Source organism: Paraburkholderia sp. FT54 (assembly GCF_031585635.1).
Lineage (GTDB): Bacteria > Pseudomonadota > Gammaproteobacteria > Burkholderiales > Burkholderiaceae > Paraburkholderia.
The window spans coordinates 598,251-624,882 of sequence record NZ_CP134195.1 but is presented as its reverse complement, the minus strand read 5'-3'; the positions used below and the strand labels follow the sequence as shown (position 1 = coordinate 624,882).

21 protein-coding genes and 1 pseudogene are annotated in these 26,632 nt (G+C 61.7%); 4 read left to right on the top strand and 18 right to left on the bottom strand.

Features of this window, described 5'->3' with window-relative positions:
• Positions 1 to 28 precede the first annotated feature (28 nt).
• From RI103_RS02890 to RI103_RS02865, 6 genes are all read right to left on the bottom strand, one after another.
• A complete protein-coding gene (locus tag RI103_RS02890) occupies positions 29 to 754 on the bottom strand; it encodes an amino acid ABC transporter ATP-binding protein (protein WP_012434314.1) in 726 nt (241 codons plus the stop codon).
• A complete protein-coding gene (gene gltK / locus RI103_RS02885; RefSeq protein ID WP_132373115.1) occupies positions 751 to 1,428 on the bottom strand; it encodes a glutamate/aspartate ABC transporter permease GltK in 678 nt (225 codons plus the stop codon). The genes RI103_RS02890 and gltK overlap by 4 nt, the downstream gene beginning before the upstream one ends.
• Entirely contained in the window at positions 1,428 to 2,168 is a 741-nt protein-coding gene (locus RI103_RS02880; RefSeq protein ID WP_310813933.1) for an amino acid ABC transporter permease, read from the bottom strand. Before RI103_RS02880 ends, gltK begins: the two co-directional genes overlap by 1 nt.
• 82 nt (positions 2,169 to 2,250) lie before the next feature.
• Positions 2,251 to 3,144 (bottom strand): glutamate/aspartate ABC transporter substrate-binding protein, encoded by an 894-nt coding sequence (locus tag RI103_RS02875; RefSeq protein ID WP_310813932.1) that lies wholly within the window; start codon positions 3,142 to 3,144, stop codon positions 2,251 to 2,253.
• 275 nt (positions 3,145 to 3,419) lie between these two features.
• Entirely contained in the window at positions 3,420 to 4,733 is a 1,314-nt protein-coding gene (locus RI103_RS02870; protein WP_310813931.1) for a Glu/Leu/Phe/Val dehydrogenase, read from the bottom strand.
• A gap of 150 nt (positions 4,734 to 4,883) precedes the next feature.
• Positions 4,884 to 5,828 (bottom strand): LysR family transcriptional regulator, encoded by a 945-nt coding sequence (locus tag RI103_RS02865; RefSeq protein WP_310813930.1) that lies wholly within the window; start codon positions 5,826 to 5,828, stop codon positions 4,884 to 4,886.
• A 235-nt stretch (positions 5,829 to 6,063) separates the two neighbouring features.
• On the opposite strand from RI103_RS02865, the gene RI103_RS02860 reads away from it, so the two are divergent.
• Both RI103_RS02860 and purB read left to right on the top strand, forming a co-directional pair.
• Positions 6,064 to 6,816 (top strand): glycosyltransferase family 2 protein, encoded by a 753-nt coding sequence (locus RI103_RS02860; RefSeq protein ID WP_310813929.1) that lies wholly within the window; start codon positions 6,064 to 6,066, stop codon positions 6,814 to 6,816.
• Positions 6,817 to 6,954: 138 nt separating this feature from the next.
• Positions 6,955 to 8,343 (top strand): adenylosuccinate lyase, encoded by a 1,389-nt coding sequence (purB, locus tag RI103_RS02855; protein WP_310813928.1) that lies wholly within the window; start codon positions 6,955 to 6,957, stop codon positions 8,341 to 8,343.
• A 93-nt stretch (positions 8,344 to 8,436) separates the two neighbouring features.
• Here purB and RI103_RS02850 read toward each other — a convergent pair whose 3' ends face one another.
• From RI103_RS02850 to edd, 4 genes are all read right to left on the bottom strand, one after another.
• On the bottom strand, positions 8,437 to 8,934 hold the full coding sequence (locus tag RI103_RS02850) for a gluconokinase (RefSeq protein WP_310813927.1): 498 nt from the start codon (positions 8,932 to 8,934) through the stop codon (positions 8,437 to 8,439).
• Positions 8,935 to 8,944: 10 nt separating this feature from the next.
• Positions 8,945 to 10,330, bottom strand: coding sequence for a GntP family permease (locus tag RI103_RS02845; protein ID WP_310813926.1), 1,386 nt, complete (start codon positions 10,328 to 10,330; stop codon positions 8,945 to 8,947).
• Positions 10,331 to 10,584: 254 nt separating this feature from the next.
• Complete coding sequence (gene eda / locus RI103_RS02840) at positions 10,585 to 11,226, bottom strand: bifunctional 4-hydroxy-2-oxoglutarate aldolase/2-dehydro-3-deoxy-phosphogluconate aldolase (protein ID WP_310813925.1); 642 nt, start codon at positions 11,224 to 11,226, stop codon at positions 10,585 to 10,587.
• A 25-nt stretch (positions 11,227 to 11,251) separates the two neighbouring features.
• A complete protein-coding gene (edd, locus tag RI103_RS02835; RefSeq protein ID WP_310813924.1) occupies positions 11,252 to 13,156 on the bottom strand; it encodes a phosphogluconate dehydratase in 1,905 nt (634 codons plus the stop codon).
• 289 nt (positions 13,157 to 13,445) lie between these two features.
• On the opposite strand from edd, the gene RI103_RS02830 reads away from it, so the two are divergent.
• Positions 13,446 to 14,291, top strand: coding sequence for a MurR/RpiR family transcriptional regulator (locus tag RI103_RS02830; protein ID WP_310813923.1), 846 nt, complete (start codon positions 13,446 to 13,448; stop codon positions 14,289 to 14,291).
• A 66-nt stretch (positions 14,292 to 14,357) separates the two neighbouring features.
• Here RI103_RS02830 and RI103_RS02825 read toward each other — a convergent pair whose 3' ends face one another.
• From RI103_RS02825 to RI103_RS39590, 3 genes and pseudogenes are all read right to left on the bottom strand, one after another.
• A complete protein-coding gene (locus RI103_RS02825) occupies positions 14,358 to 15,080 on the bottom strand; it encodes an OmpA family protein (protein ID WP_310813922.1) in 723 nt (240 codons plus the stop codon).
• Between the two features lie 124 nt (positions 15,081 to 15,204).
• Positions 15,205 to 17,886: a YadA-like family protein gene (locus tag RI103_RS02820; protein ID WP_310813921.1), complete on the bottom strand. Its 2,682-nt coding sequence runs from the start codon at positions 17,884 to 17,886 to the stop codon at positions 15,205 to 15,207.
• 123 nt (positions 17,887 to 18,009) lie between these two features.
• Positions 18,010 to 18,087 (bottom strand): annotated as a pseudogene (locus RI103_RS39590) (ESPR domain-containing protein); the annotation flags it as partial.
• 502 nt (positions 18,088 to 18,589) lie between these two features.
• Here RI103_RS39590 and RI103_RS02815 point away from each other — a divergent pair.
• Complete coding sequence (locus RI103_RS02815) at positions 18,590 to 18,964, top strand: nuclear transport factor 2 family protein (RefSeq protein WP_310813920.1); 375 nt, start codon at positions 18,590 to 18,592, stop codon at positions 18,962 to 18,964.
• Positions 18,965 to 20,064: 1,100 nt separating this feature from the next.
• On the opposite strand, the gene RI103_RS02810 is transcribed toward RI103_RS02815, so the two are convergent.
• From RI103_RS02810 to leuS, 5 genes are all read right to left on the bottom strand, one after another.
• Entirely contained in the window at positions 20,065 to 20,481 is a 417-nt protein-coding gene (locus RI103_RS02810; protein ID WP_168795207.1) for a CopD family protein, read from the bottom strand.
• 90 nt (positions 20,482 to 20,571) lie between these two features.
• Entirely contained in the window at positions 20,572 to 21,843 is a 1,272-nt protein-coding gene (locus RI103_RS02805; protein WP_310813919.1) for a glutamate-5-semialdehyde dehydrogenase, read from the bottom strand.
• A gap of 246 nt (positions 21,844 to 22,089) precedes the next feature.
• On the bottom strand, positions 22,090 to 23,208 hold the full coding sequence (gene holA / locus RI103_RS02800; RefSeq protein WP_310813918.1) for a DNA polymerase III subunit delta: 1,119 nt from the start codon (positions 23,206 to 23,208) through the stop codon (positions 22,090 to 22,092).
• Between the two features lie 54 nt (positions 23,209 to 23,262).
• Complete coding sequence (gene lptE, locus RI103_RS02795) at positions 23,263 to 23,814, bottom strand: LPS assembly lipoprotein LptE (protein WP_310813917.1); 552 nt, start codon at positions 23,812 to 23,814, stop codon at positions 23,263 to 23,265.
• 91 nt (positions 23,815 to 23,905) lie between these two features.
• Entirely contained in the window at positions 23,906 to 26,497 is a 2,592-nt protein-coding gene (gene leuS, locus RI103_RS02790; RefSeq protein ID WP_310813916.1) for a leucine--tRNA ligase, read from the bottom strand.
• Positions 26,498 to 26,632 lie beyond the last annotated feature (135 nt).

Below are 26,632 nucleotides of genomic sequence, written 5' to 3'. Positions count from 1 at the left end.
CGTCTAAACGGCGCGACGCCAAGACAACTCAGTGCAGGATCTTTGCAAGAAAATCCTTCGCGCGATCCGACTTCGGATTGGCGAAGAAGTCTTCCTTGCGGTCGTCTTCCACGATCAAGCCCTTGTCCATGAAGATCACGCGGTGCGCGACCTTCTTCGCGAAGCCCATTTCGTGCGTCACGCACATCATGGTCATGCCTTCCTGCGCGAGTTCGACCATCACGTCGAGCACTTCGTTGATCATTTCCGGATCGAGCGCCGAGGTCGGCTCGTCGAACAGCATGGCGATGGGGTCCATCGACAACGCGCGCGCAATCGCCACGCGCTGTTGCTGACCACCCGACAACTGGCCCGGAAACTTGTCCGCATGCGCACGCAGGCCAACGCGATCGAGCAGCTTCAAACCCTTCGCCGTCGCCTCGTCGTTCGAGCGGCCGAGCACCTTCACCTGGGCGAGCGTGAGGTTCTGCACGATCGACAGATGCGGGAACAGTTCGAAGTGCTGGAACACCATGCCGACCTTCGCGCGCAGCTTCGACAGATTGGTTTTCTTGTCGGTGAGCGACTGGCCGTTGATGACGATCTCGCCCTTCTGGAACGGCTCGAGGCCGTTGACCGTTTTGATCAGCGTGGACTTGCCCGAACCTGACGGCCCGCACACCACCACCACTTCACCTTTTTTGACTTCCGTCGTGCAGTCGGTCAGCACTTGAAACTGGCCGTACCACTTCGAAACATTCTTGATTGAGATCATCTTGCGACCTTTTTCTGAAGACCTTTGACGAGGCTCGACGCGACCACACAGATCACGAAATAACACGCGCCCGCGAACAGTACCATCTCGACATTCGTACCGTCACGGTCGCCAATATTCGTGGCGGTGCGGAAGAAGTCGGCGAGGCTGATCACGTAGACGAGCGACGTATCCTGAAACAGCACGATACCCTGCGTGAGCAGCAGCGGCACCATCGCGCGGAACGCCTGCGGCAGCACGATCAAACGCATGGCCTGCGAGTAGCTCATGCCGAGAGCGAACGCCGCGTTGACCTGCCCGCGCGGCACCGACTGAATGCCGGCGCGGATAATTTCCGAATAATACGCCGCCTCGAACAGCGAGAAAGCGACCATGGCCGACGCAAGGCGAATGTCGATATCCGGCGACAAGCCGAGCACGTTTTGCAGCACTTGCGGCACGATCAGGAAAAACCACAGCAGCACCATCACCAGCGGGATCGAACGGAAGATCGTCACGTAGCCTTTCGCAAACCACTCGAAAGGTTTGAACGACGACAGCCGCAACATGGCGAGAACCGTGCCCCAAACAATGCCGAACACGATCGCGATCAGCGTGATCTTAAGGGTGACGATGGCGCCGGTCCACAGCGTAGGCAACGCGCCCGGAATACCACTCCAGTCGAAATGGTGCATCACTTGCCTCCGATATAGCCGGGCAACCGGGTTCTGGCTTCGACCCAGCGCATGAGTTGCATGACGACCAGATTGATCAGCATGTACGCTATCGTGACCGCGATGAACGACTCATACGTCTGCGACGTGTAATCGACCAGTTGGCGCGCCTGAGCGGACAGATCGAGCAGACCGATCGTCGACGCCACCGCCGAGTTCTTGAAGATATTCAGAAACTCGGAAGTTAGCGGCGGCACGATGATCCGGTACGCGACCGGCAGCAGCACATAGCGATACGTCTGCCATTGCGTGAAACCCATGGCCAGACCCGCGGCGCGCTGGCCCTTCGGCAACGCGTTGATACCCGAGCGCACCTGCTCGCATACGCGCGCGGCGGTGAAGAGCCCGAGACAGATGATCGACGACGAGAAAAACTGCGCGCTCGGCGGCAGCTGCTTGAACCAGTTGCCCATCGAGGGAGGCAGCAACTCCGGTATCACGAGATACCAGATGAAGAACTGCACGATCAGCGGGATGTTACGGAAAATCGCGACATAGACGGTGCCGATGCCCGACGCCCATTTGTTCGGCACCGTGCGCAGCACGCCGAACAACGAACCGACGATCAGCGCGATCACCCATGCCGACAGCGATACCGTAATCGTCACCCAGAAGCCCGAGAGCAGCCAGCCTAAATAGGTGGTCGGCTCGCCGGTGGAGACGGGACTCAGCAGAATGCCCCAGTTCCAGTGATATGACATGACCAAGACTCCAGCAAAAAGAAACGGAAGAAGCGCGTGGCCCCTTCCGTTTCGTTCAGCGTTTCAAAAAAACAGCTAAGGTTTAATCGATTGCCTTGTCATTCGGGCTCTTGAAGAGCGCCTTCATGTCGTCACTTTCCGGGAAGTTGAGGTTCAGGCCCTTCGGCGGAATCGGCGATTCGAACCACTTCTTGTAGATCTGATCGGCTTCGCCCGAGGTTTCGACCTTGGCGATCGCATCGTCGACCACTTTCTTGAATTCCGGATCGTTCTTGCGGATCATGCAGCCGTACGCTTCATGCGATTGCGGCGCGCCGACGATCACGAAATCGCCCGGGTTGTTCGACTTCGCGCGTTCGCCCGCGAGCAGTGCGTCGTCCATCATGAAGGCAGCGGCGCGGCCCGTGGACAGCGTCAGGAACGACTCGCCGTGGTCCTTCGCGCTGATGATGTTCATGCCCATGCTCTTGTCCTGGTTCATCTTGCGAAGCAGGCGCTCGGACGTGGTGCCGGCGGTCGTGACCACCGTCTTGCCCTTCAGGTCGGCCCAGTCTTTGATGCCGGAGTCTTTCTTGGTCATCAGGCGCGTGCCGATCACGAAGATCGTGTTCGAGAACGAAGCCTGTTGCTGGCGTTCAGCATTGTTCGTGGTCGAGCCGCATTCCATGTCCACGGTGCCGTTCTGCACCAGCGGAATACGGTTTTGCGACGTGACCGGCGTGAGCTTGACCTTCAGGTTCGGCATGTTCAGCTTCTGCTTCACCGCCTCCACCACTTTCAGGGCGAATTCCTGCGAGTAACCGATGACGTTCTGCTTGTCGTCGTAATACGAAAACGGGATCGACGATTCGCGGTGACCCAGCGAAATGACACCCGTGTCCTTGATCTTTTTCAGCGTACCAGCGTCTTGCGCATGCGCGCCAACCGTAAACAGTCCGAGAGTCGCGAGCAGCAGCGCAGCTTTTTTAACCTTCATTTGTGATCTCCTTGGCAAGAACCGGCGCCAGTTTAGCAAAGTAATTATTCTGAAAGTATCGCTATAAACCATGTTGTTGCGTGTGCGCCGCTACAGACTTACGGCGCTTCGGGCCGGTCGGCCAGCCTTTTCCGCATATGCAAAGGCGGGCCGCATCGATACGATGCCGCCCGCCGGGTCGAACACGCCGTCTTGTGGACCGCGTTGAAGCAAGGGTTGGCGGCGGATCCGCGCGATAGCGAAACCGCCGTTTGAAACGGAAAGAAGCGGAAAGATCAGGGATACAGGCCGCGCAGTTCGCGTGCTTCGAGGATCCGCTTACACGCGACGATAAACGCCGCGGTGCGCACGGACACCTTCTGCTCGCTCGACACCTGCCACACCGCGGCAAATGCTTCACGCATCACGCGCTCGAGGCGCTGGTTGATCTCGTCTTCCGTCCAGAAGAAGCTCGAGAAGTCCTGCACCCATTCGAAGTACGAGACGGTCACGCCGCCAGCATTCGCCACCACGTCCGGAATCACGAGGATGCCGCGATCGTGCAGGATGTCGTCAGCCGCCGTGGTGGTCGGGCCGTTCGCGCCTTCCACGACGATCTTCGTCTTGATCTTGCCGGCGTTCTTTTCGGTGATCTGGTTTTCCAGCGCCGCCGGAATCAGGATGTCCGATTCGACAGCCCAGAATTCTTCGTTCGTGACCGCGTCGGCCTCAGGGAAACCACCCACGCCGCCCGTCCTGGCCACGTGTTCCAGCAACGCCACAGCGTCGATACCCGTCGACTTGTACAGCGAGCCGGTGTGATCCTGCACCGCGACCAGCTTCGAACCCGCTTCCTGGAACAGGCGCGCCGCGATACCGCCCACGTTGCCGAAACCTTGAACCGCAATGCGCGCGCCTTCGATGTCGACACCGATACGGCGCGCGGCTTCGGAGGCGACCACGAACACGCCACGGCCCGTCGCCTCGCGGCGGCCGAGCGAACCGCCCAGCGTGATCGGCTTGCCCGTCACGACGCCAGTGGCCGTTTGGCCCTGGTTCATCGAATACGTGTCCATCATCCACGCCATGATCTGCTCGTTCGTATTCACGTCCGGCGCGGGAATGTCGGTATTCGGTCCGATGATGATGCCGATTTCGCTGGTGTAGCGGCGCGTCACGCGCTCCAGCTCACCACGCGACAAGGTGCGCGGGTCGACACGGATACCGCCCTTCGCGCCGCCGTACGGCACGTTCACCGCGGCGTTCTTCACCGACATCCACGCCGACAAGGCCATCACTTCCGACAACGTCACGTCCTGGTGGTAACGCACGCCACCCTTGCCCGGACCGCGCGACACGTTGTGCTGCACGCGATAGCCTTCGAAGTGAGCGACGGTGCCGTTATCGAGTTCGATAGGCACGTCGACGACCAGAATGCGCTTCGGGCGCTTCAGGGTTTCGAGCCAGCGGGACAGCGAGCCGAGGTACGGCGCGACGCGATCGACCTGACGCAGGTAGTTGCCCCACGGGCCAAGATCGTCTTTATTCAGGTAGGAAGGAACCGACTGCAACGTTAATGCGGATTGTGCTGCTTGTTGCTGGGATGACATGAACGCTCCGGCGTTGATCGAGTAACAGCATTGTCGAAAAACGCCGTTTTGAAAGCCAATGCCGTTTCCTCATCCCGTTATGTTCTTTTTGCATAACCTTCAAGAACTCGCAAATTCGCGCCGCAGGGAGGCAGGATTTCAGCCCACGCCTTACGCTAACTCCCCCGACACCACGTCCCACAATTGACGCACGAGTATCTGTCGCGCGTCGTCGCCCTTCGCCGCAAGCTTGTCGCGATAGAGACGGATCTCCATGGTCAGCGTGAGCTGACCTTCCGGCGTGCCGCGCGTGGCGCGGTCGAGGCGTATCAGCTTGCCGTCGGCGACGGCGTCTTCCACCGCGCTATGTGGCAGGAAAGCGATGCCGTGGCCGGCCAGCGCCATCGCCTTGAGTCCTTCGGCCATATCGGTTTCATAGAGCCGGTCGAGGTACAGGCGCTCCGGCGCGTTGGCCAGAATCACTTCGGTCATGCGTCCCAGATAGGCGTTCGGTGTGTAGGACAGGTACGGCGCGGGCGCCTCGCCGGTACCCGGCAAAGTGTGGCGCGGCCGGCCGGCGCGGCCCGGCGCCGAGAACGGACTGATCGGCTCGTTGCCGAGCGTCAGCATGTCGTAGCGGCCGGGATCGAGCGCGACCGGATGGCTGGGATGGTGATAGCCCATCATCAGGTCGCAGCCGCCTTCCACCAGCGACAACGCCGCGTCGTGCACGTTCAGGGCTCGCAGGCGCGTGTGGATCGGACCCAGATGGGCTTCGATACGCTGCAGCCAGCGCGGGAAGTAAGTCAGCGAGAGCGTATGCGGCACCGCGAACTCGATGGTCGCCTGCGGCGTCGCCGTATGGCCGCGCAGCAACGCACGGGCCTCGTGGAACTGCGACAGCATCGCAAGCGCCTGCTCGTTGAACACCTGGCCGGCCGCCGTGAGTCGCGTCGGATAGACCGAGCGGTCGATCAGTTCAGTGCCGAGCCAGGCTTCGAGCGCCTGAATCCGCCGGGAGAACGCCGGCTGCGTGACATGGCGCAATTCAGCCGAGCGGCTGAAACTGCGCGTTTCCGCGAGCGAAACGAAGTCTTCGAGCCATTTCAGTTCCATGCGAAGCCTGCTGCGGACGGGAGAGAGGAAGTCAGCATTCTAGTGGGTGTCGTGCAACGGGCCGACGCGAGCGTGCACGAACACGCGTGATAGCCCGCGAATGCGAAATCGGATTGCGCCGATGGCGCCGCCCATTGGCGAGCCGCTATCTTGCTGCGCACACGACGCCCGGCCACCGCGCCGCGTCCTCCACAACCTCTTTCAACAACGCACCTTCCCGTGCGCGAGACCCTCCATGTCCTCACTCGTCTCCATCATCACGCCGACGGCCAATCGCGAGCGTCTGCTGCCGGCCATCGCCCGCTGCGTGCTTCGCCAGCAGGTCGACTGGGAATGGCTGATCCTCGACGACAGCCCCGAGCCGAGCGCGTCCATGCAAGCGCTGGCTTCGCAGGACACACGCATCCGCTACTTTCATTGCGCCACGCGCATGTCGATCGGCGCAAAGCGCAATGCTCTGATCGCCAGAGCGCGCGGCTCGGTGATCGCCCATTTCGACGATGACGACCACTACGCGCCGCACTACCTCGCGCACATGGTCAGGACGATGCAGGAAAACCGTGCGGATCTCATCAAGCTGTCGGGCTTTTTCATGTATGCGCCGCACACGCAATTCTTCGGCTATATGGACCTGAACGCCAAGGTTGGCCTGCACTACGAACTGAGCGGCCGCTCCGTCAGCCACATCGAATTCCACGAGAAAATGCAGATCGGCGCGGATTTCATTCTGTTCTACGGCTTCTCGTACGTGTACGACAAGGCGCTTGCCGCGATCTCGGCCTTCGACGATATCAACCTGTGCGACGACGAGAGCTTCATCCGCCGCGTGGTCGAGGCAGGCCGCAACGTGATCGCGGTGGACGATCCGCAGGCCAGTTGCCTGCATCTGGTCCATCCCGCGTCCACCTCGCGCTGCTTCTCGCGCTATTCACTGCCGCCCTTCACGCTGCACACGCTGTTTCCTGGCTACGAAGGCTACCCGGACTAGCCGCCATGCCGGCGCCGCATGGGCGCCGCGCCGGTCGCGGCGAAATCGGAGCAATTGGCGTCCGGTGGTAAAATTCGCGGTTCCGGCAGTTTCCTCCGCGTTTTCACCCTTGCGTTTTGCCCTCACCCGGCCCCCATCATGTCCGACACTCGCCCCGACACCCTGTTCGCGCTGAACGCGCTCTCCCCGCTCGACGGCCGCTATGCCTCGAAAACCGAAGCCCTGCGCGACTGGCTCTCGGAAGCCGCTTTCATGCGCAATCGCGTGACGGTCGAAATCCATTGGCTGATCGCACTCTCGCGCGCCGGTTTCGCCGAAGTGCCGCGCTTTTCCGAAGCGTCCGAACAATTCCTGCTGCAACTCGCCGAGCGCTTTACCGCGCACGACGCCGCGCGCATCAAGGAAATCGAACGTGTGACGAATCACGACGTGAAAGCGGTCGAGTACTGGCTGAAGGAATCGGTGAAGGGTCAGGCGGAACTGGAGCGTGCGAGCGAGTTCATCCACTTCGCCTGCACGTCGGAAGATATCAACAATACGTCGCACGGCCTGATGCTGGCTGGTGCTCGTGAACACGTGATTCTGCCGGCGCTGCGCTCGGTGCATCAACGTCTCGTCGCGCTCGCCCACGCGCACGCCGAACAGCCGATGCTGTCGCGCACGCACGGCCAGCCGGCCAGCCCGACCACGCTCGGCAAGGAACTGGCCAACGTCGCGGCCCGTCTGGAACGCGCGATCGACCGCATCGCGAAGGTCGAACTGCTCGGCAAGATGAACGGTGCGGTCGGCAACTTCAACGCGCATCTGTCCGCGTATCCGGAGTTCGACTGGGAAGCGTTCTCGCGCGAAGTGGTCGAACAGCGTCTGAAGCTCACGTTCAATCCGTACACAATCCAGATCGAGCCGCACGACTACATGGCCGAACTGTTCGATGCGGTGTCGCGCGCCAACACGATCCTGCTCGATCTGGACCGCGACGTGTGGGGCTACATCTCGGTCGGCTACTTCAAGCAACGCACCAAGGCCGGCGAGATCGGTTCGTCGACCATGCCGCACAAGGTCAACCCGATCGACTTCGAAAACTCGGAAGGCAACCTCGGCCTCGCGAACGCCACGCTGCGCCATCTCGCCGACAAGCTGCCGGTCTCGCGCTGGCAGCGCGACCTGACCGATTCGACGGTGCTGCGCAATATCGGCGTCGCCTTCGGTTACTCGCTGCTTGCGTACGACTCGCTGATCCGCGGTCTGGACAAGCTCGAAGTAAATGCACAGCGCCTGAACGAAGACCTCGACAACTGCTGGGAAGTGCTGGCCGAGCCGGTGCAAACGGTGATGCGCCGTTACGGCATCGAAAATCCGTACGAGCAGTTGAAGGAATTGACGCGCGGCAAGGGCATCACGCGTGAAGCACTGCAAACGTTCGTCAATGGCCTCGCGATTCCGCAGGACGCAAAAGACCGTTTGCTCGCGATGACGCCCGCGTCGTACATCGGCAAGGCGGTCGAGCTGGCCAAGCGCATCGCTTAAACGGCTTGAGTCTTGCATCGCCTCGTAACTTGAGGCGCAAAAAAACCGCTCCTTGCGAGCGGTTTTTTTTGCTGCGACTGCAACGAAGCAAACTTACTTACGCGCTTCAACCTGCCTCAGCACGTCGACGACGATTTCTTCCGGCGACAGTTCAATGCTCACCGTGATCGCCTCATCCGCACCCGGCTCTTCAAGCGTATCGAGCTGGCTTTGCAGCAACGACGGATCGAAGAAATGACCGGTGCGCGTGGTCAGACGCTGCTCCAGCACTTCGCGCGAGCCCTTCAGATACACGAAGCACACGTCCCGGTCGCCGTCGCGCAAAACGTCGCGATACGAGCGTTTCAGCGACGAGCACGTGAACACCGCCGTCTCGCCCGCCTTCTGCTTCTCGACGATCGCCGCGCGGATGGTTTGCAGCCACGGCCAACGGTCTTCGTCGGTGAGCGGAATGCCGTGGTGCATTTTCTCCTTGTTGGCGGCACTGTGAAACGCGTCGCCGTCGGTGAACGCGCAATGCAGGCGTTCCGCCAGCATTTCACCAATTCTCGTCTTGCCGGCGCCCGACACGCCCATTGCGATCAGAATCATCAAAAACTCCTTACACGACCGTCGCGAGAGCGAAGGTCAAACCCAAGCCCATCAGTGAAATGATGGTTTCGAGGAGCGACCATGTCTTGAAGGTCTGCCCCACTGTCATACCGAAGTATTCCTTGATCAGCCAGAAACCGCCGTCGTTCACGTGCGAGAAGATCAGCGAGCCCGAACCGGTGGCAAGCACCAGCAACTCCGGTTCGACATGCACGCCACTAGCTGAAGCGATCGGTGCGACGATGCCACACGCCGTGGTCATGGCGACGGTCGCAGAACCCGTGGCCAGACGAATCAATGCGGCCACCAGCCAGCCGAACAACAGCGGCGACAGATGCATGGCGGTCGCCACATTGACGATTTCCTTCGAAATCCCGCTATCCATCAGCACGCGTCCAAAACCGCCGCCCGCGCCGACGATCAGCGTGATGCCCGCGATCGGCGCGAGACAGTCGCCGCAGAACTTCTGGATCTGCTCGCGATTGAAACCGCGGCTCGCACCGAAGGTCCAGAAGCTGACCAGCACCGCGATCAGCAACGCGACGTCCGAATTGCCGACGAAGTGCAGCAGATCGTTAGGCAAGGTTTTCGGCGTGGTGAAGAGATCGGCCCAGCTTCCCACCAGCATCAGGATCACCGGCAGCAGGATCGTGAGCAGCGTGATGCCGAAGCTCGGCAGTTCGCGCTTCGGCGCGGCGTTTGGCGCGCCGTTTTTGTCCGCGTCTTCGTGTCCGAGAAATTGCGCGGCGAGCGCGTTGTCTTTCGGCAGCTTGATATAGCGGCTGATCAGCAACGCGAACAGCGGGCCGGCGACGATTGCGGTCGGCACGCCGACGATCAGCCCATAGGCGATGGTCCTGCCGATATCCGCGTGATACGCCTGCACCGCGAGCATCGCGGCCGGATGCGGCGGAAGCAGCCCGTGCACGACGGACAGGCCCGCGACCATCGGCAAGCCGACCAGCAGCAGCGACTTGTTGGTGCGCTTCGCGACGTTGAAAGCGATCGGAATCAGCAGCACGAAACCGACTTCGAAGAACACCGGCAAGCCGACGATGATCGCCACGATCATCATCGCCCAGTGAATGTTCTTCTCGCCGAAGAAGTTGATCAACGTGGTGGCGACACGCTCGGCGCCGCCCGATTCGGCCATCATCTTGCCGAGCATCGTGCCCAGACCCACCACGACCGCTATGTGCCCAAGCGTATTGCCATTACCCGTTTCGAACGATTTGACGATGGTGGCCATCGGCATGCCGGATGCAAGACCCAGCAGCAGCGACACGATGATCAGAACGAGGAACGGATAAACCTTGTAGCGCGTGATCAGCAGGATCAGCAATGCGATGGCGATCACCGCGAAGACCAGCAGCGCGCTGCCGTGGACAGCTTCCATGAAGCTCCTCCTTTTGCGTTATTGATTGTGTGAGTGCAGAACAGCCGGCACCCTTGTCTCACGGCGACCTGTGCGGCGCCTTGAAACCGGGCTGACCGCGTGGACGCTGAATTTTACTGTTTGTTGTCTGTAAACGTGCGCCAATTCCGCGCGCATATCGCAAAAGAGCCTCGCCAGGACAGCCCGAGCGGCTGTATCGACGAGGCTCCTTTGCGTAGGACCTTGATAACGTTTAGCGTGCGGGCCGCTTCAGCTCAATGGGCTGGCGCGGCCAACTGGCTCGCGGCACGCGCCAGACGCGTGACCTCGTCCCAGTTTTGCGCGGCGAGCGCGGCTTTCGGCGTGAGCCACGAGCCGCCCACGCACACCACGTTCGGCAGCGACAGGAAATGCGTGGCCGTTTCCGCCGTGATGCCGCCGGTCGGGCAGAACTTCAGATTCGGGAACGGGCCATGAAAAGCTTGCAGCATCGGCACGCCGCCGGCTTGCTGCGCCGGGAAAAACTTCACGATCTCGTAGCCGAGTTCGAGCGCCGCGATGATGTCGGAAGGCGTCATCACGCCCGGCAGCAGCGGCAAGCCCGCATCCTGTGCGGCCTTGTGCATGTCTCTCGTCAGGCCAGGCGAGACGCCGAACTGCGCGCCCGCCTTCTTGGCCTGAGCGCAATGCTCGGGTTTCGTAATCGTGCCGACACCGACCACGATGTCTTCGGCCAGTTGGCTCGCGCGTTCGATCGCTTCAAGGCCTGCTGCGGTGCGCAAGGTGATTTCCAGCACCTTCACGCCGCCCGCGTGCAGCGCGCGAGATACGTGTTCACCCTGTTCGGCGGAGTCGAACGCGAGCACCGGAATCACCGGGCCGAGGCGCACGATATCGCTTACTGTTTTCGATGTCATAGTCAGACTCCTTGTTCTGCAGCACTTAGCTAGCGTGAGTGGTGCTCGTGTGTTTTGCGGTGTGCGCTTTGGCCATTTCGCCGTGATGCGCCGAACGCTCGCCCACCATCGCGCCGAATACCGACGCACCCTGCTCCGCCGGCGCCGCCGCCGCGCGGAATACACCGAAAAGCTCACGGCCGAAGCCGACTTCGTTTTCCGCCTGATGTTGCGGCACGGCGTTAGGCCGGGCTGCCCATTCGGCTGCGTCGATCTCGATGTCGAGCACGCCGGCTTCGGCGTCGATCACCAGCATGTCGCCGGTGCGCACCTTGCCGATCGGCCCTTGCAGCAACGCTTCCGGCGACAGATGAATCACCGCCGGCACCTTGCCTGACGCGCCGGACATGCGGCCATCCGTGACCAGCGCGACATGGAAACCTTGATCCTGCAACACACCGAGCAGCGGCGTCAAACGATGCAGCTCAGGCATGCCGTTTGCGCGCGCGCCCTGGAAGCGCACGACGGCGATGAAGTCGCGCTTCAGCTCGCCCTTGTCGAATGCTTCCTGCACCGCTTCCTGCGAATCGAACACGATGGCCGGCGCCTTGACTTTGCGATGCTGCGCCGCGACCGCGGAAATCTTGATCACGCCGCGGCCGAGTTTGCCCTGCATCAGACGCAAACCGCCGTCCGGCTGGAACGGCTCCTTGATGCCGCGCAGCACCGCCGTGTCTTCGCTGGCCTGCGCCCCCGGCACCCATTGCAGCTTGCCGTCGATCAGCTTCGGCTCTTCCGTGTAGTGCTTCAGGCCCTTGCCCGCGACGGTGTTGACATCCTCGTGCAGCAAGCCGCCTTCCAGCAGATTGCGCACCAGGAACGCGACGCCGCCTGCCGCGTGGAAGTGGTTCACGTCGGCCTTGCCATTCGGGTAAATCTTCGCGAGCAGCGGCACGGCTTGCGACAGCGTGTCGAAGTCGTCCCAATCGATCACGATGCCCGCCGCGCGCGCAATCGCGACCAGGTGCAGCGTGTGGTTGGTCGAGCCGCCCGTCGCCAGCAACGCGACGATGCCGTTGACGATTGCTTTCTCGTCGACCACGTGGCCGATCGGCATGTAATGCCCACGCTCCACGGTCAGATCGAGCACACGGCGCGCGGCCTGCGCGGTCAGCGCATCGCGCAGCGGCGTGTGCGGATGCACGAAAGCCGAACTCGGCAGATGCAAACCCATCACTTCCATCAGCATCTGATTGCTGTTTGCCGTGCCGTAGAACGTGCAGGTGCCGTGGCTGTGATACGCGGCGGCTTCCGCTTCGAGCAACGCGCCGCGGTCGCACTGCCCGGTGGCAAACAGTTGGCGCGTCTTGGCTTTGTCGTCGTTGGACAGGCCGCTGCCCATCGGGCCGGCCGGCACGAAGATGGTCGGCAAATGGCCGAACTGCAACGCGCCGATCAACAGGCCCGGCACGATCTTGTCGCAGATGCCGAGGCACAGCGCCGCGTCGAACATGTTATGGGTGAGCGCGACCGCCGTGCTCATCGCGATGACTTCGCGCGAGAACAGCGACAGCTCCATGCCGGCGTTGCCTTGCGTGACGCCGTCGCACATGGCCGGCACGCCGCCCGCGAATTGCGCGACGCCGCCGTTTTCACGCGCGGCCTGCTTGATGATGTCGGGGTAGTTTTTGTACGGCGCGTGGGCTGACAGCATCTCGTTGTACGCGGACACGATGCCGATGTTCGGCTCTCGGATCTGCTTGATGACGAGCTTGTCGTGGCCTTCGAGGCCCGCGAAACCGTGAGCCAGATTGGCGCAGGAGAGCGCGCCGCGCGCCGGGAACTTGCCCTGCGCGTGGTGGATGCGGGCCAGATACGCCTCACGAGTCGGCTTGCTGCGCTCGACCACGCGTTGCGTGACCTTCAACAATTGCGAATGCGGGGAAACCATCGGAGCTCCTTCATCGCTGGCGTGAGGCGTGCGCGCACTATGCCAGGTAGGTATCGCGGGGATGTCGAACCAGTCGACCACGCCATCTTAGTAGAAAAACTACATGATCGCAATGACCTCCCCTGCTGCACTGCCGCATGTGCAAATCGCCGGAAACGCCCAACAGGCCTGCCATCTCACTTCACGGACAAAACCTAGGGATTACACCTACGGCTCGAAATGTAGTTTTTGTACATCTCCGGCAATCAGCTATAGTCCACGCATTCTTCAGCATAGTGCGAGTTTTCCAATGATGCTGTCTCAGGTGGAAGAGATGCGCGAGCAGTTGCGGCCGTCCGAGCGCAAGCTGGCCGACTACGTGATCGAGGCGCCGCGCGAAGTGCTCGATCTGTCGATGACGGAAGTGGCCGCCCGCGCAGGCGTGAGTCAGCCGACCATCGCGCGCTTTTGTCATGCGCTCGGGTTTTCAGGGTTTCGTGAATTCAAGATCCGGTTGGCGCAGGGAATTGCGTCCGGTGTACCGACCGTCTATCGAGACGTGCGGCCGGACGAAGGTGCGCCCGGCCTGATCGCCAAAGTATTCGACCGGACCATCGGCACGTTGATCGAGGTGCGCAACAGCCTGTCGCCGGATAGCGTCGAAGCGGCCGTGGAACTGCTGACGAACGCGGCACGCATCGAGTTTTACGGAGCGGGCGGCTCGGGCATCGCCGCGCAGGATATCCAGCACAAGTTTTTCCGGCTCGGCATGCCGAGCGTGGCGTACTCGGATCCGCACACCTATTCGATGTCGGCGGCCCTGCTCGGACCCGGCGATGTGGTGGTCGCCGTATCCAATACCGGACGGACTCGCGACATCATCGAAGCGGTGCGCTCAGCGCTCGCTCGCGGGGCGAAGGCGATTGCGATTACGCACGGCAGTTCACCTCTTGCCAAGGTCGCGTCAATCTGTCTGTTCTCGAACGTGGTGGAAGAAAACGATGTGTTTTCGCCGATGACATCGCGCATGTCGCATCTGGCGATCGGCGACATTCTGGCGGTCGGCGTCGCGCTCAGGCGCGGACCTGAGTTGGTGGAGCGGGTGGGACAGGCGAAAGGGGTGATCGGCAGATTGCGGATCGACGGCAAGACCTGAAGAGTTGCAGATAAAAAAGGCCTGCGCGATGGCAGGCCTTCGTGGTCAAACAATGCGCGTTGCTATTTACTCGGCGAACACGTGTACATCGACGCGGCGGTTCTGCATGCGACCTTCGGCCGTCGCATTCGACGCGACCGGATCGGCGCTGCCGAGACCTTGCGCGACGAACTGGTCGGCGTGGAGGCCGCCGTCGCGCAGATGCTGCACGACAGCTGCGGCGCGCGCCTGGGACAGTTTCAGGTTATGTGCTTCCGAACCCGTCTTGTCGGTGTAACCCGTCACCGTCACGCGATGCAGGTTGACGCCTCGGTTCACGGCTATGAAATGGTCGAGGTTTTCCTTTGCGGTCGGGCTGAGCGCCGCGCTATCAGTCGCGAAGTTCGCGTTGCCTTGCAGTAGTAGCCGAACCTGCGGCACCACCTGCTTTGCTTGCGGCTGCGGCTGAACCGGCTCTGGTGCCGGCTGCGACACCGGCACAACCGGCTTACCGCACATGAAGGTCATTTCGCGCGAATCCTTCACCGGTGCTGCGTTGTTGACGCCGTCAATCGCTTCCAGCCACCTCACAGGCTCAGCCTGGCAGGTTTCCTCAGCCACACGCACGCAACTGTTCGAACTTTCGAAGAGTCCCAGGCAGCTCACCCGGTAAGTAGGCGCTGCCTCGTTCGGCACGCTAACCGCGTGAAGTGTATAGGTCGGGCCCGACTGCGTGGTGCACGCGGCAAGGAACGTCACGAACGCGCCGAGCAGAGGCGCGCGGAGATATTTAAAAAGAGTCGTGTTCATTTTTGCGATCAGTCGATTGAAGCAGCGCCCTTGCCGTGTGTATCAGTGGACAAGAGCGCGCTTCCATTAGGTCAAAGGCAGAGCTGGCTGGCAGACAGGGCTTGCGCCCCGTCCGTCACGGCACTTACCACTGGTATGACGCACCCACGCCCACCGTCGCGCCACTCGAGCTAGTGCCCGCGCCGGCCTTCATCTTCAGGTTTTCGGTGATGCGTGCCGAGACGCCCAGCGCCACAGCCTGCGAGCCCTTGTACGTGCCTCCACCGATACCGACTGCGATCGTCTTGCCTTGATCGACGTCCGGGATCATCGTCAGCGCCGTGGCGGCTGCGATACCTGCGTAGGCGCTCTTCGCGACCTGGTTGACGCTGTTCTGCACCGAGTTGATCTGTTGATCGGTGTAGTTCTTCACCGCGTCCGTCGCCGCCGAACCGGCTGCCACGTTCGTGATGCGACGCTCTGCGCCCGCCGAGCCCACCGATACTTCACCATTGGCGGTCGAGGCCGTACCCGACAGCGTGCTGCTGCCCGGGTTGTAGCCCGCTGCCGTCAGGTCTGCGGTCGTCGTCGAGTTCGAACCCAGTGCCACCGAGTTCGCCGTCGTGGCCGATGCCGCACCGCCGATCGCCACCGCGTCCGTGCCGGTCGCCGACGAATCCGCCAGCGTCGAGTTCGCGTGGAAGTACTTGATGCCGCTACCGTTGGTGATGTTATTCACCGTGTTGCTGATGTTCGTGACATCGCCCGCGATGTTCGTGACGTTGCCGCTCAGGTTGTTCACGTTGTTGTTGATCGTGTTCACCTTCGCGTCTTCCGACTGCAACTGGCTCACGTTCACCGCATCCGTGGCGTTCAGGCCCGCTGCAACGTTCGTGATACGACGCTCTGCACCAGCCTTGCCAACGGATACTTCACCACCCGCAGCCGTCGCAGCCGAGATCGCCGTGCCGCCGGCCGGCGTGAAGCCTGTCGTCGCCAACGTCGTCGAATTCGCCACCGAGTTCGAGCCCAGTGCCACCGAGTTCGCCGTCGTGGCCGATGCCGCGCCGCCGATCGCCACCGCGTCCGTGCCGGTCGCCGACGAATCCGCCAGCGTCGAGTTCGCGTGGAAGTACTTGATGCCGCCACCGTTGGTGATGTTATTCACCGTGTTGCTGATGTTCGTGACATCGCCCGCGATGTTCGTGACGTTGCCGCTCAGGTTGTTCACGTTGTTGTTGATCGTGTTCACCTTCGCATCTTCCGACACCAGCTGGCTCACGTTCACCGCGTCCGTCGCCGCCGAACCGGCTGCCACGTTCGTGATGCGACGCTCTGCGCCCGCCGAGCCCACCGACACTTCTCCGCTGGCCGTCGAGGCCGTACCCGACAGCGCGCTGCTGCCCGGGTTGTAACCCGCTGCCGTCAGGTCTGCCGTCGTCGTCGAGTTCGAACCCAGTGCCACCGAGTTCGCTGCCGTCGCCTGCGCGTTGCCGCCGATTGCCACTGCATCCGTACCGCTCGCCGACGAGTCCGCCAGCGTCGAGTTCGCGTGGAAGTACTTGATGCCACCACCGTTCACGATGTTGTTCACCGTGTTGTTGATATTGGTGACATTGCCCGCAACGTTGTTCACCGTGTTGCTCAGGTTACTCACGTTGTTGCTGACGTTGTTCACCTTCGCGTCTTCCGACTGCAACTGGCTCACGTTCACCGCATCCGTGCCGCTCAGGCCCGCTGCAACGTTCGTGATACGACGCTCTGCCCCCGCCTTGCCAACGGATACTTCACCACCCGCAGCCGTCGCAGCCGAGATTGCCGTGCCGCCGACCGGCGCAAAGCCTGCTGTCGCCAGCATCGTCGAATTCGCCAACGAATTCGAGCCCAGTGCCACCGAGTTCGCCGTCGTGGCCGATGCCGCGCCGCCGATCGCCACCGCGTCCGTGCCGGTCGCCGACGAATCCGCCAGCGTCGAGTTCGTGTGGAAGTACTTGATGCCGCCACCATTCACGATGTTATTCATCGTGTTGTTGATGTTCGTGACGTTGCCAGACAGATTATTAAGGTTGTTGTTGATGTTGCTGACGTTGCTGTTGATCTTGCCCAGCGCCGTATCCACCGTGCCGAACGCCGAACCCACATTGGTCGCCGCACCGCTCGTGCCATCGATCGAGTTCGCGTTCGTCAACGCATAGCTCGGTGCGCTGATCGCGCCTGTCGTGGCGCTATACGCCGCGCCGCCGCCCAGTGCCGTCGCCGTCGTGGCACCGTTCTGATTGACCTTCGCGTCTTCCGACTGCAACTGGCTTACGTTCACTGCATCTGTTGCAGACGCACCGGCCGCGACGTTCGTGATGCGACGCTCTTGATTCGTCGTGCCAACGGACAATTCGCCGTAGGCTGGTGACGTGGCGCCCGACAGCGCGGAACCGCCTGGATTGTAAACGGGCGTCGCCAGGTTCGCGTTGGCGATTGAACCGTAGCCTAAAGCGATTGAATTTGCAGTGCTCGCGGTCGTGTAAGCCCCGATGCCGATCGCGTTCGTAGCCGTTGCGCTTGCAAAGTACCCGAGCGCAATCGACTGCACTCCCGATGCGACGGACACGTAGCCGAGCACAATCGCCCCAGTAGCGGTAGCGCTGCTGAAACGCCCCGCCGCCAGCGAGTTGGCCCCAGTAGCATGAACGTCGTCGCCAAGCGAAGTGGACCCGCCACCCAGGGCGGTTGAGTTATTGCCAACCGCGGTATTGTACTGGGTGCCGTCACCGCCAGCAGTCGAGTGCGAGGCATCCCCCCCGGCCGTAGTCGCCGCGGTAGTGCCATTCACGGAACTGATAGTCCCAGATATCGAAATGTTACCCGCGAACGCCGAGCTTGCCAGCGTGGATCCAGCAACGATTGCGGCCGTTGCGATAGCCTTGGCTGCACGCGAACAGCCGCTCCCCTTTTTGCGTGAATGTGCTTGTTCCGAAGCGACGCACCAAGTCTGGGTCGCTTCGTTCCATACCGTTTTGAATGTCTTGTTCATTTACCTAGGTTACCTAATTGAATACCCATGGACAGAAGGCCGCGGCGACGATTTATCATCGAAGCGAAACTAACCCGTCGGGCAATTGAGGGAAGCTGCGCAGATAGAGTTAACGAGGCCTTCCGGCGGCGGCATCTGCCGACCAAGACTCGGTCTTACCCGCACACGCATCAGGCGCTAAGTGCCGGAAGCCTGTCTGGGCATTTCCTCGGAATACATCTAATGGGCAATGAATTTAAGACATGCAAAGACGATCCTAAATAGGACCATTCCGAATAGCACATTTCCTAACGAAATCTCAATAATCCAAAACACCCGAAGATTGAGCTACTGTTGTTTGAATCCCGACGCGGACGTCGGAAGACTAAATTAAGACAATTCCCACCCAACTCTCGGTCTGCGAGTCTCACAATCACCAATATTGAGAACGTTAAGATGGGTGAAGAGAATGAAGCGAATTTGTATCACTGTGTTGTCCGCCATGTTTCTTATAGGTTCCGCGATGGCGACAGCACAGACCAACGACGAGCAAGCGCTGGCATCGCTCGAACAGCAGTGGGCAAAGGCGTGGCTGACCGGCGACAGAGTCGCCTTGAACAAAATTCTCGACGACTCTTACGTCGAGACGACGGCCAGAGGCGCTCAGCTTCACAAGACAGATGTAATTTTCGCCGCTCCGCCGCCGGGAACTGCTTCAGAAGTCTTGGAGTCCATCGAGCCTCGAGTGAACGGAGACACAGCCATAGTCACCGGAATCGGGCGTTATATCGAATCGCTCGGAAGCAAACCTGCGCGGTTCAAATTCACAGACGTCTTCGTCCGGCGAGACGGCACGTGGCGCGTCATCGCATCATCGACTTTATTGTTGGACCAGTAGGTGCGAAGCAGACTCGCACGTGGACGCGGACCTCGGGGCCGCGCACGATTCTCGGGCAGCAAGCGGCAACAAGTACGGTCACTGCACGAACACGCGCGCGTTCGCGTGCATCCGCAGATATACCGGGGTCTACCTCTAATAATTAACCGCAACCCCAAATTGCACACAAAGTTTGCCGCGAAAGGTAACGAACTCCGCAACAAGCCGGGCGATCGTCAAATTGGCCATCGTAGTCTGCGAAGACAATGGCTTCTCCAGCCCCTGTCATCTGCATCGATGCGTCTCGAGTAGAGAAAAGTAGTTCGAACGTGGTGATCGTTGGACTCCGAGCAGAAGCGGCACATCAACGTTAGTGCTCGGCGGCGTAACGGTGATGACATCGGTAGCACTATCGCCTGCCTCGACTTACATATGACGCAGAGGACGTCCAACATTACGGACACTATGGGTAGACCGGACAGCCACACCATCGGCTTGGTTCAACAGAATCAGTCGTCGCGCAACATTACAGTTGCGAACGCTGCACGATCAGGCCTCCGATCAACGCCGGCGGCACGACCCTGACTAGTCGGCGATGCTGTGGCCGACCCCGACACCTGTGTGACTCAAAACACTTCGTGCATCGAGATCATGGACAACATGCTGGACAGCACCACGATCGGCAACACTCGCATCAAACACTTCCATGCGAACTCGGAGCTGGCAGATTCATAGGTGTCGGGTGCAAATGCTGGCGCGATCGGCGGCAACGCTCAGACTTCGGCTGACAACCCGGTCGCGCCGGGTGCGAACTCGCCGGCGGATATGCAGACACGGTGCCGGCGGCCTCGAAGGGTGACGAGCGTCAAATCACCAACGGCGCAGCGGACATGCAAGGCACCGATGCCGATAAGGGAAGCGCACTCCGCGTCGGTGCAACGTACGGTTCGTCTAGCAGCACGGGCCTCGCAAACGACGCTGCGTCGGTACCTTGACGGGCAACGCAGACATTCGCGCTCAGGTCGACTAGAGTCCCCGCCTTGGCGAACCGGGGGGTTGGACGTCTGCGGCACCTGGGCGCTTTAGAAGCACATGCCCGAGAGAATCAGATTATCAGAAATTCAGAAGGGCTTAATCACCACCAACGCCACCGCCGCCAACATCCCCAGCACCGGCAGTTCATTGAACATCCGATACCACTTATCCGAGCGCCGATTCTCGCCACGCTCAAAAGTCCGCAGCAACACGCCGCAATACGCGTGATAAATGATCAACAACACCACCACGCCAACCTTCGCGTGAATCCACCCCTGCCCGCGGCCGATACCGATCACCAGCCACAACCACAAACCACACGCCAGCGCCGGCACCGCAATAAACGTCATGAAACGAAACAGCTTGCGCGCCATCGTCAACAGACGCGCCGTTGCGGCGGGTTCCGTCTCCATCGCCAGATTGACGAAGATGCGCGGCAGATAGAAGAGGCCCGCGAACCAGGAAGCAATCAAGACGATGTGAAACGTTTTTACCCAAAGCATCAGCGGTCCTTGTGCAATGTAGTGGCGTGAAGCGGCGCGCGCGGGCCGGCGCGCCTTGATGAAGACGAGGGGCGAGGCAGCTCTTACGGCTTATTGACGCCCTTCGCCGTGTCCCAGCACGATGTATTTCAGCGACGTCAGCCCTTCCAGACCCACCGGTCCACGCGCATGCAGCTTGTCGTTCGAGATGCCGATTTCCGCGCCCAGGCCGAATTCGAAGCCGTCCGCAAAACGCGTCGAGGCATTGACCATCACGCTAGCCGAATCCACTTCGCGTAGGAAGCGCATCCCGCGGTCGTGGTCTTCGGTGACGATCGCGTCGGTGTGCTGTGAGCTGTATTCGTTGATGTGTTCGATCGCTGCGTCGATTCCGTCGACCACCTTGATCGCCAGCACCGGCGCGAGATACTCGGTGCGCCAGTCTTCCTCGGTTGCATCGACGAGCGGACCAATGCCCGCGTCCGCCAGCACCGCACGCGCCGCCGCGTCCACCCGCAACTCGACTTCCTTGTCGCGATATAGCTTGCCCAACGGCGGCAATACCTCAGCCGCGATGCCGCGCGCGACCAGCAGCGTCTCCATCGTGTTGCACGTACCGTAGCGATGCGTCTTCGCGTTATCGCAAACGGTCAGCGCCTTGGCGAGATCCGCGCGGTCGTCCACGTAAACGTGGCAGATGCCGTCGAGGTGCTTGATCATCGGCACGCGCGCCTCGTTCATCAGGCGCTCGATCAGGCTCTTGCCGCCGCGCGGCACGATCACATCGACGAATTCGGTCATCGTGATCAGCTTGCCGACCGCCGCACGATCCGACGTGGCCACCACTTGCACCGCGTCTTGCGGCAAACCGGCTGCCGCCAGTCCTTCGCCGATCAGCTTGGCCAACGCCGTATTGCACTCGAGCGCTTCCGAACCGCCACGCAGAATCGTCGCGTTGCCCGATTTCAGGCAAAGCGCCGCGGCGTCGATCGTCACGTTCGGACGCGATTCGTAGATGATGCCGATCACGCCGAGCGGCACGCGCATCTGGCCGACCTGAATGCCGCTCGGGCGATATTTCAGATTGCTGATCTCGCCGATCGGATCGGCCAGCGCGGCAACTTGCCTCAGGCCTTCGACCATCGTCTTCAGCGCTTTATCCGACAGCGTCAGTCGGTCGATGAAAGCCGCGTCAAGGCCTTTCTCGCGAGCCCGCGCGACATCACGCGCGTTGGCTTCCTTCAGCAACGCGGCATCGCGTTCGATAGCCTGCGCAACGGCCGCGAGCGCGGCGTTTTTCGCTGCCGTCGACGCACGCGCCATCGCCCGCGAAGCGTGGCGGGCACGGCGACCGAGGTCGGTCATGTACTGGTCGATATCCATGGTGATTCTCGTGGTGCCGCGCACGTCGACGTGCAGCGGACAAGCAGAATTAGCGAAAGATGAAGCGATTGTAAGTCGGGCGAAGGCGCTTTGCTTGCGACGCAGGCGAGGTTGCCCAGAAGACGGCGCTCACTGCACGCCGAACGTGGCAGCCGCGAACGATCATGGAGACGCTGACACCGACATTCCCGAGATCGCCCGGGCAGGCCCTCAAAGTTGCCGGACCGGGACGTCTGGCGACGCGCCTCAGGCCGGCCTTCGCGACGGCGCGACAGAGGCTGGTCGAGGCCGAGCCGGCGGTACAGGCGCCGTTTTCGGCGCGGCTACCGTCATGGCCAGTTCGAACAAGCCGTCCCACGGATCGGGCGGCGGATCGTTGCGATGATTGCCCGGCGTGCCGCCAGACAGCCCTTTTACCTGCCGGTCCAGCCGCGCCGCCAACGCGAGCGCCTTTTCCAGCGCACTTTCCGTCACGCGCGACAATGCCGGCCCGATCAACCGTTCGCGCGGACCCCACACGCGGCTCTCGCGCACCAGCATTGCGAGCGGTTTGCCTGCCGCGACGCCGCGTTTGATCCGCAGCAGCGTGCGCACCTCTTCAACCACGGCCCACAGTACCAGTACCGCGGCCTCGCCTTCGCCACGCAGCCCATCGAGCATGCGCGACAAGCGGCCCACATCGCCCGCCAGCATCGCTTCGTTCAGCTTGAAAACGTCGTAACGCGCGACGTTAAGCACGGCGTCCTGAACCTGTTCGAAGCTCAACGAGCCAGCCGCATACAGCAGCCCGAGCTTCTGAATTTCCTGATGCGCCGCGAGCAGATTGCCTTCCACTCGCTCGGCGATGAACGCCAGCGCGCGCCGCCCTTCTTCGCCAGCGGCGACTCGCTGGCCCTGCGCGGCGAGCCGCTGGCCGACCCAATTCGGCAACTGCGCGCGCTCGACCGGATCGATCTTCAGTGCTACACCCGCGTCGGACAAAGCCGTGAACCACGCCGACTTCTGCGTTGCTGCGTCGAGCCGCGGCAGCGTGATCAGGGTGAGCACGTCGTCATTGACCGCCGCAGCCAGCGCTTTCAACGCATCCGCGCCTTCCTTGCCGGGCTTGCCCGACGGAATGCGCAACTCGACCAGTTGACGGTCGCCGAACAGCGACATCGACTGGCTCGCGCCCAGCAGCGAACTCCAGTCGAAGCCGCGCTCCACCGTGAACACGGAGCGGTCGGTGAAGCCGGCCGCGCGCGCCGTGGCGCGAATGCGGTCGCACGCTTCCTGCGCGAGCAGGTGCTCATCGCCGTACACGACGTACAGTGCGGCGAGTCCCTTGGCGAGATGCGCTTCGAGCGCGTCAAGTCGCAGTTGCATGGCTACCGTTCGGCGAGGTTGAACAAAGACGGCAAATCGGACAAAGCACGCCGCTCACAGCGGCGGCGGCGGCAACGGCGCACGCGGCGCAATCGACGGCACGCCTTGGCCCGGCGCCGGATGCATCGAGCGCACGACGCCCAGACGGCGCGTGAGCTGGTCGATCGCATCGTTTTCCATATCGGCGAAGAGAATATCGCTCTCGGCGGACTTCGCTTGCGAAAACTGATCGCTATAGGTCATCGCGCGATTCAGCGCGATCACGCTCGGCGGAATCAGCAGCGTGCCGTCCTTGCCCGTCAGCGAGTAGGTCATGGAAAGATTCAATTGATACTCTTCAACCACGCCCAGCGAGTTCAGCGTCAACGTGCCGATGCCGCGACCTTCCGTGATCTGCAGCGTGGCGTCGGCATTCGCGACCGAGGTGACCACGACCGTGTCGCTGCCGCCTTGCACGATACGCGTCAAGCGCGCGGCCGCCGCGGCGGAACCGCCGGAGATATACAGGCGTTTGAATGCGTAGTCCTGCTGACCGCGCAGCTGGAAGCCGCAGGCGGACAACATCAACACGCTGCAAGCCAGCGTCAAAAACGATCTGCGAGTCACATTGGCTCCTGGTTCGCAGTAGATTCCGCAGCGCGGACAACCGCCGCCGCGCGCGGCGGCGTCGTGCCTGCTGTCATTGCTTCGTTGATGCTCACACGACCACGTTCACGAGACGCCCCGGCACCACGACGATTTTCTTCGGCGCCTTGCCTTCGCTGAACTTCGCGACCATTTCGTGACCGGCCGCGAGCTGTTCGATCGCTTCACGCGGAGCGTCTTTCGACACCGTGATCGCGCCGCGCACCTTGCCGTTCACCTGCAACACGAGTTCGATCTCGGACTGCTCCAGCGCCTTCTCGTCGACCTTCGGCCACGGCGCGTCGAGCAGGGAGCCGAATTCGTCGGCGTAACCGAGTTCCTGCCACAGCTGGAACGTGAGGTGCGGCACGACCGGATACAGCACGCGCAGCATCACGCCGCAGGTTTCGCGCAGTACAGCCGGCCGTGCGCCCTTGGCGCTGTCGAGCGCGTTGAGCATCTTCATCGTCGCCGACACCACCGTGTTGTACTGCAGACGCTGATAGTCGAAATCAGCCTGCTTCAGCACGCTGTAGATCTCGCGGCGCAGTGCTTTCTCGACGTCGCTCAGCTGGGCAGCGTCGAACGTGCCGCCCTGGCGCAACGCGGCTTCGTTCGTCTGACTGAAGCTCCACACCCGGCGCAGGAAGCGGCTCGCGCCTTCCACGCCCGAGCCGGACCATTCGAGCGACTGCTCGGGCGGCGCGGCGAACATCACGAACAGACGCGCGGTGTCCGCGCCGTGCTGGTCGATCAGCAGCTGCGGATCGACGCCGTTGTTCTTCGACTTCGACATCTTCTCGACGCCGCCGAGCACGACCGGCTGGCCGTCCGCATTCAGGACGGCGCCGACCGGGCGGCCCTTGTCGTCGAACGAAACGGTCACGTCGGCCGGGTTGTACCAGGTCTTTTTGCCCGCTTCGTTTTCACGGTAGTAGGTTTCGTTGAGCACCATGCCCTGCGTCAGCAGGTTCCTGGCCGGCTCGCTGAATTTGACCAGACCCATATCGCGCATGACCTTGGCCCAGAAGCGCGAGTACAAGAGGTGCAGAATCGCGTGTTCGATGCCGCCGATATATTGATCCATCGGCGCCCAGTAGTCGGTGCGCTCGTCGACCATGGTGTTCGCATCCGGCGACGCATAGCGGTAGAAGTACCACGACGAATCGACGAAGGTGTCCATCGTGTCGGTTTCGCGTTTGGCCGCGCCGCCGCAGGTCGGGCAGGTGCAGTTCACGAACGCTTCGGACTTGGCGAGCGGATTGCCCGTGCCGTCCGGCACGAGGTCTTCCGGCAGCACCACCGGCAGATCTTTTTCCGGCACCGGCACGTCGCCGCACGTCGGGCAGTGGATGATCGGAATCGGCGTGCCCCAGTAACGCTGCCGCGACACGCCCCAGTCACGCAGACGCCACGTGATCTGCTTGTCACCGAGGCCGAGTTCCTTCAGATCCGCGGCGATCTGATCGACCGCCTGCACGTAGTCGAGGCCGTCGTACTTGCCGCTGTTGACCAGCGTGCCGGTTTTCTCGCCGTACCATTCCTGCCAGGCGTCCGTCGAGAATTCCTTGCCTTCAACGGCGACCACCTGCTTGATCGGCAGATCGTATTTCTTCACGAACGCGAAGTCGCGCTCGTCGTGCGCCGGCACGCCCATCACGGCGCCTTCGCCGTAGCTCATCAGCACGTAGTTGCCGATCCACACTTCGACCTGTTCCTGCGTCAGCGGATGCGTGACGTAGAAACCGGTGGCCATGCCCTTCTTTTCCATGGTCGCGACGTCGGCTTCAGCCACGCCGCCGCGCTTGCATTCCTCGATGAAGGCCTGCAATTCCGGTTTGTCTTTCGCGAGGCGCGTGGCGAGCGGATGCTCGGCGGCGATCGCGCAGAAGGTGACGCCCATGATCGTGTCGGCGCGCGTGGTGAACACGCGCAGCAGCTTCTGTTCGCCGTCGATCTCGTACGGGAAGCCGAAGTTCACACCGAAGCTCTTGCCGATCCAGTTCTGCTGCATGATCTTGACGCGCTCGGGCCAGCCGAGGCCGTCGAGGTCGTTCAGCAGTTCGTCCGCGTACTGCGTGATGCGCATGTAGTACATCGGAATTTCGCGCTTTTCGACGAGCGCGCCCGAACGCCAGCCGCGGCCGTCGATCACCTGCTCGTTGGCGAGCACGGTCTGATCGACCGGATCCCAGTTGACGGTGCCGGTTTTCTTGTACGCGATGCCCTTTTCCAGCATCTTCAGGAACAGCCACTGGTTCCACTTGTAGTAGTCCGGGCTGCAGGTCGCGACTTCGCGCGACCAGTCGATCGCGAGGCCCATGGACTGCATCTGCTTCTTCATGTAAGCGATGTTGTCGTAGGTCCATTTGGCCGGCGGCACGTTGTTGGCCATCGCGGCATTTTCCGCCGGCATGCCGAACGCGTCCCAACCCATCGGCATCAGCACGTTGTAGCCGTTCATCCGCAGATAGCGGTACATCACGTCGTTGATCGTGTAGTTGCGCACGTGACCCATGTGCAGCTTGCCCGACGGGTACGGCAGCATCGAGACGCAATAGAACTTGGGCTTGTCAGTGGTTTCCGTCGATTTGTACGCGTCGATGGCGCGCCATTGCCCTTGCGCGGCGGATTCGACGTCGGAGGGAACGTATTTTTCGTGCATGGTGTGATGGGATCGCTGGGTTCGGTGCTTTCGCACCGGCCGCTTTGGTGCTCTGCTGGATGAAATGGCGTCGTTTCCCCTTCGGCGGGGAAAGGGCTGATTATACCGTCCGCGGACGGGTACGCCGCGCGGCGT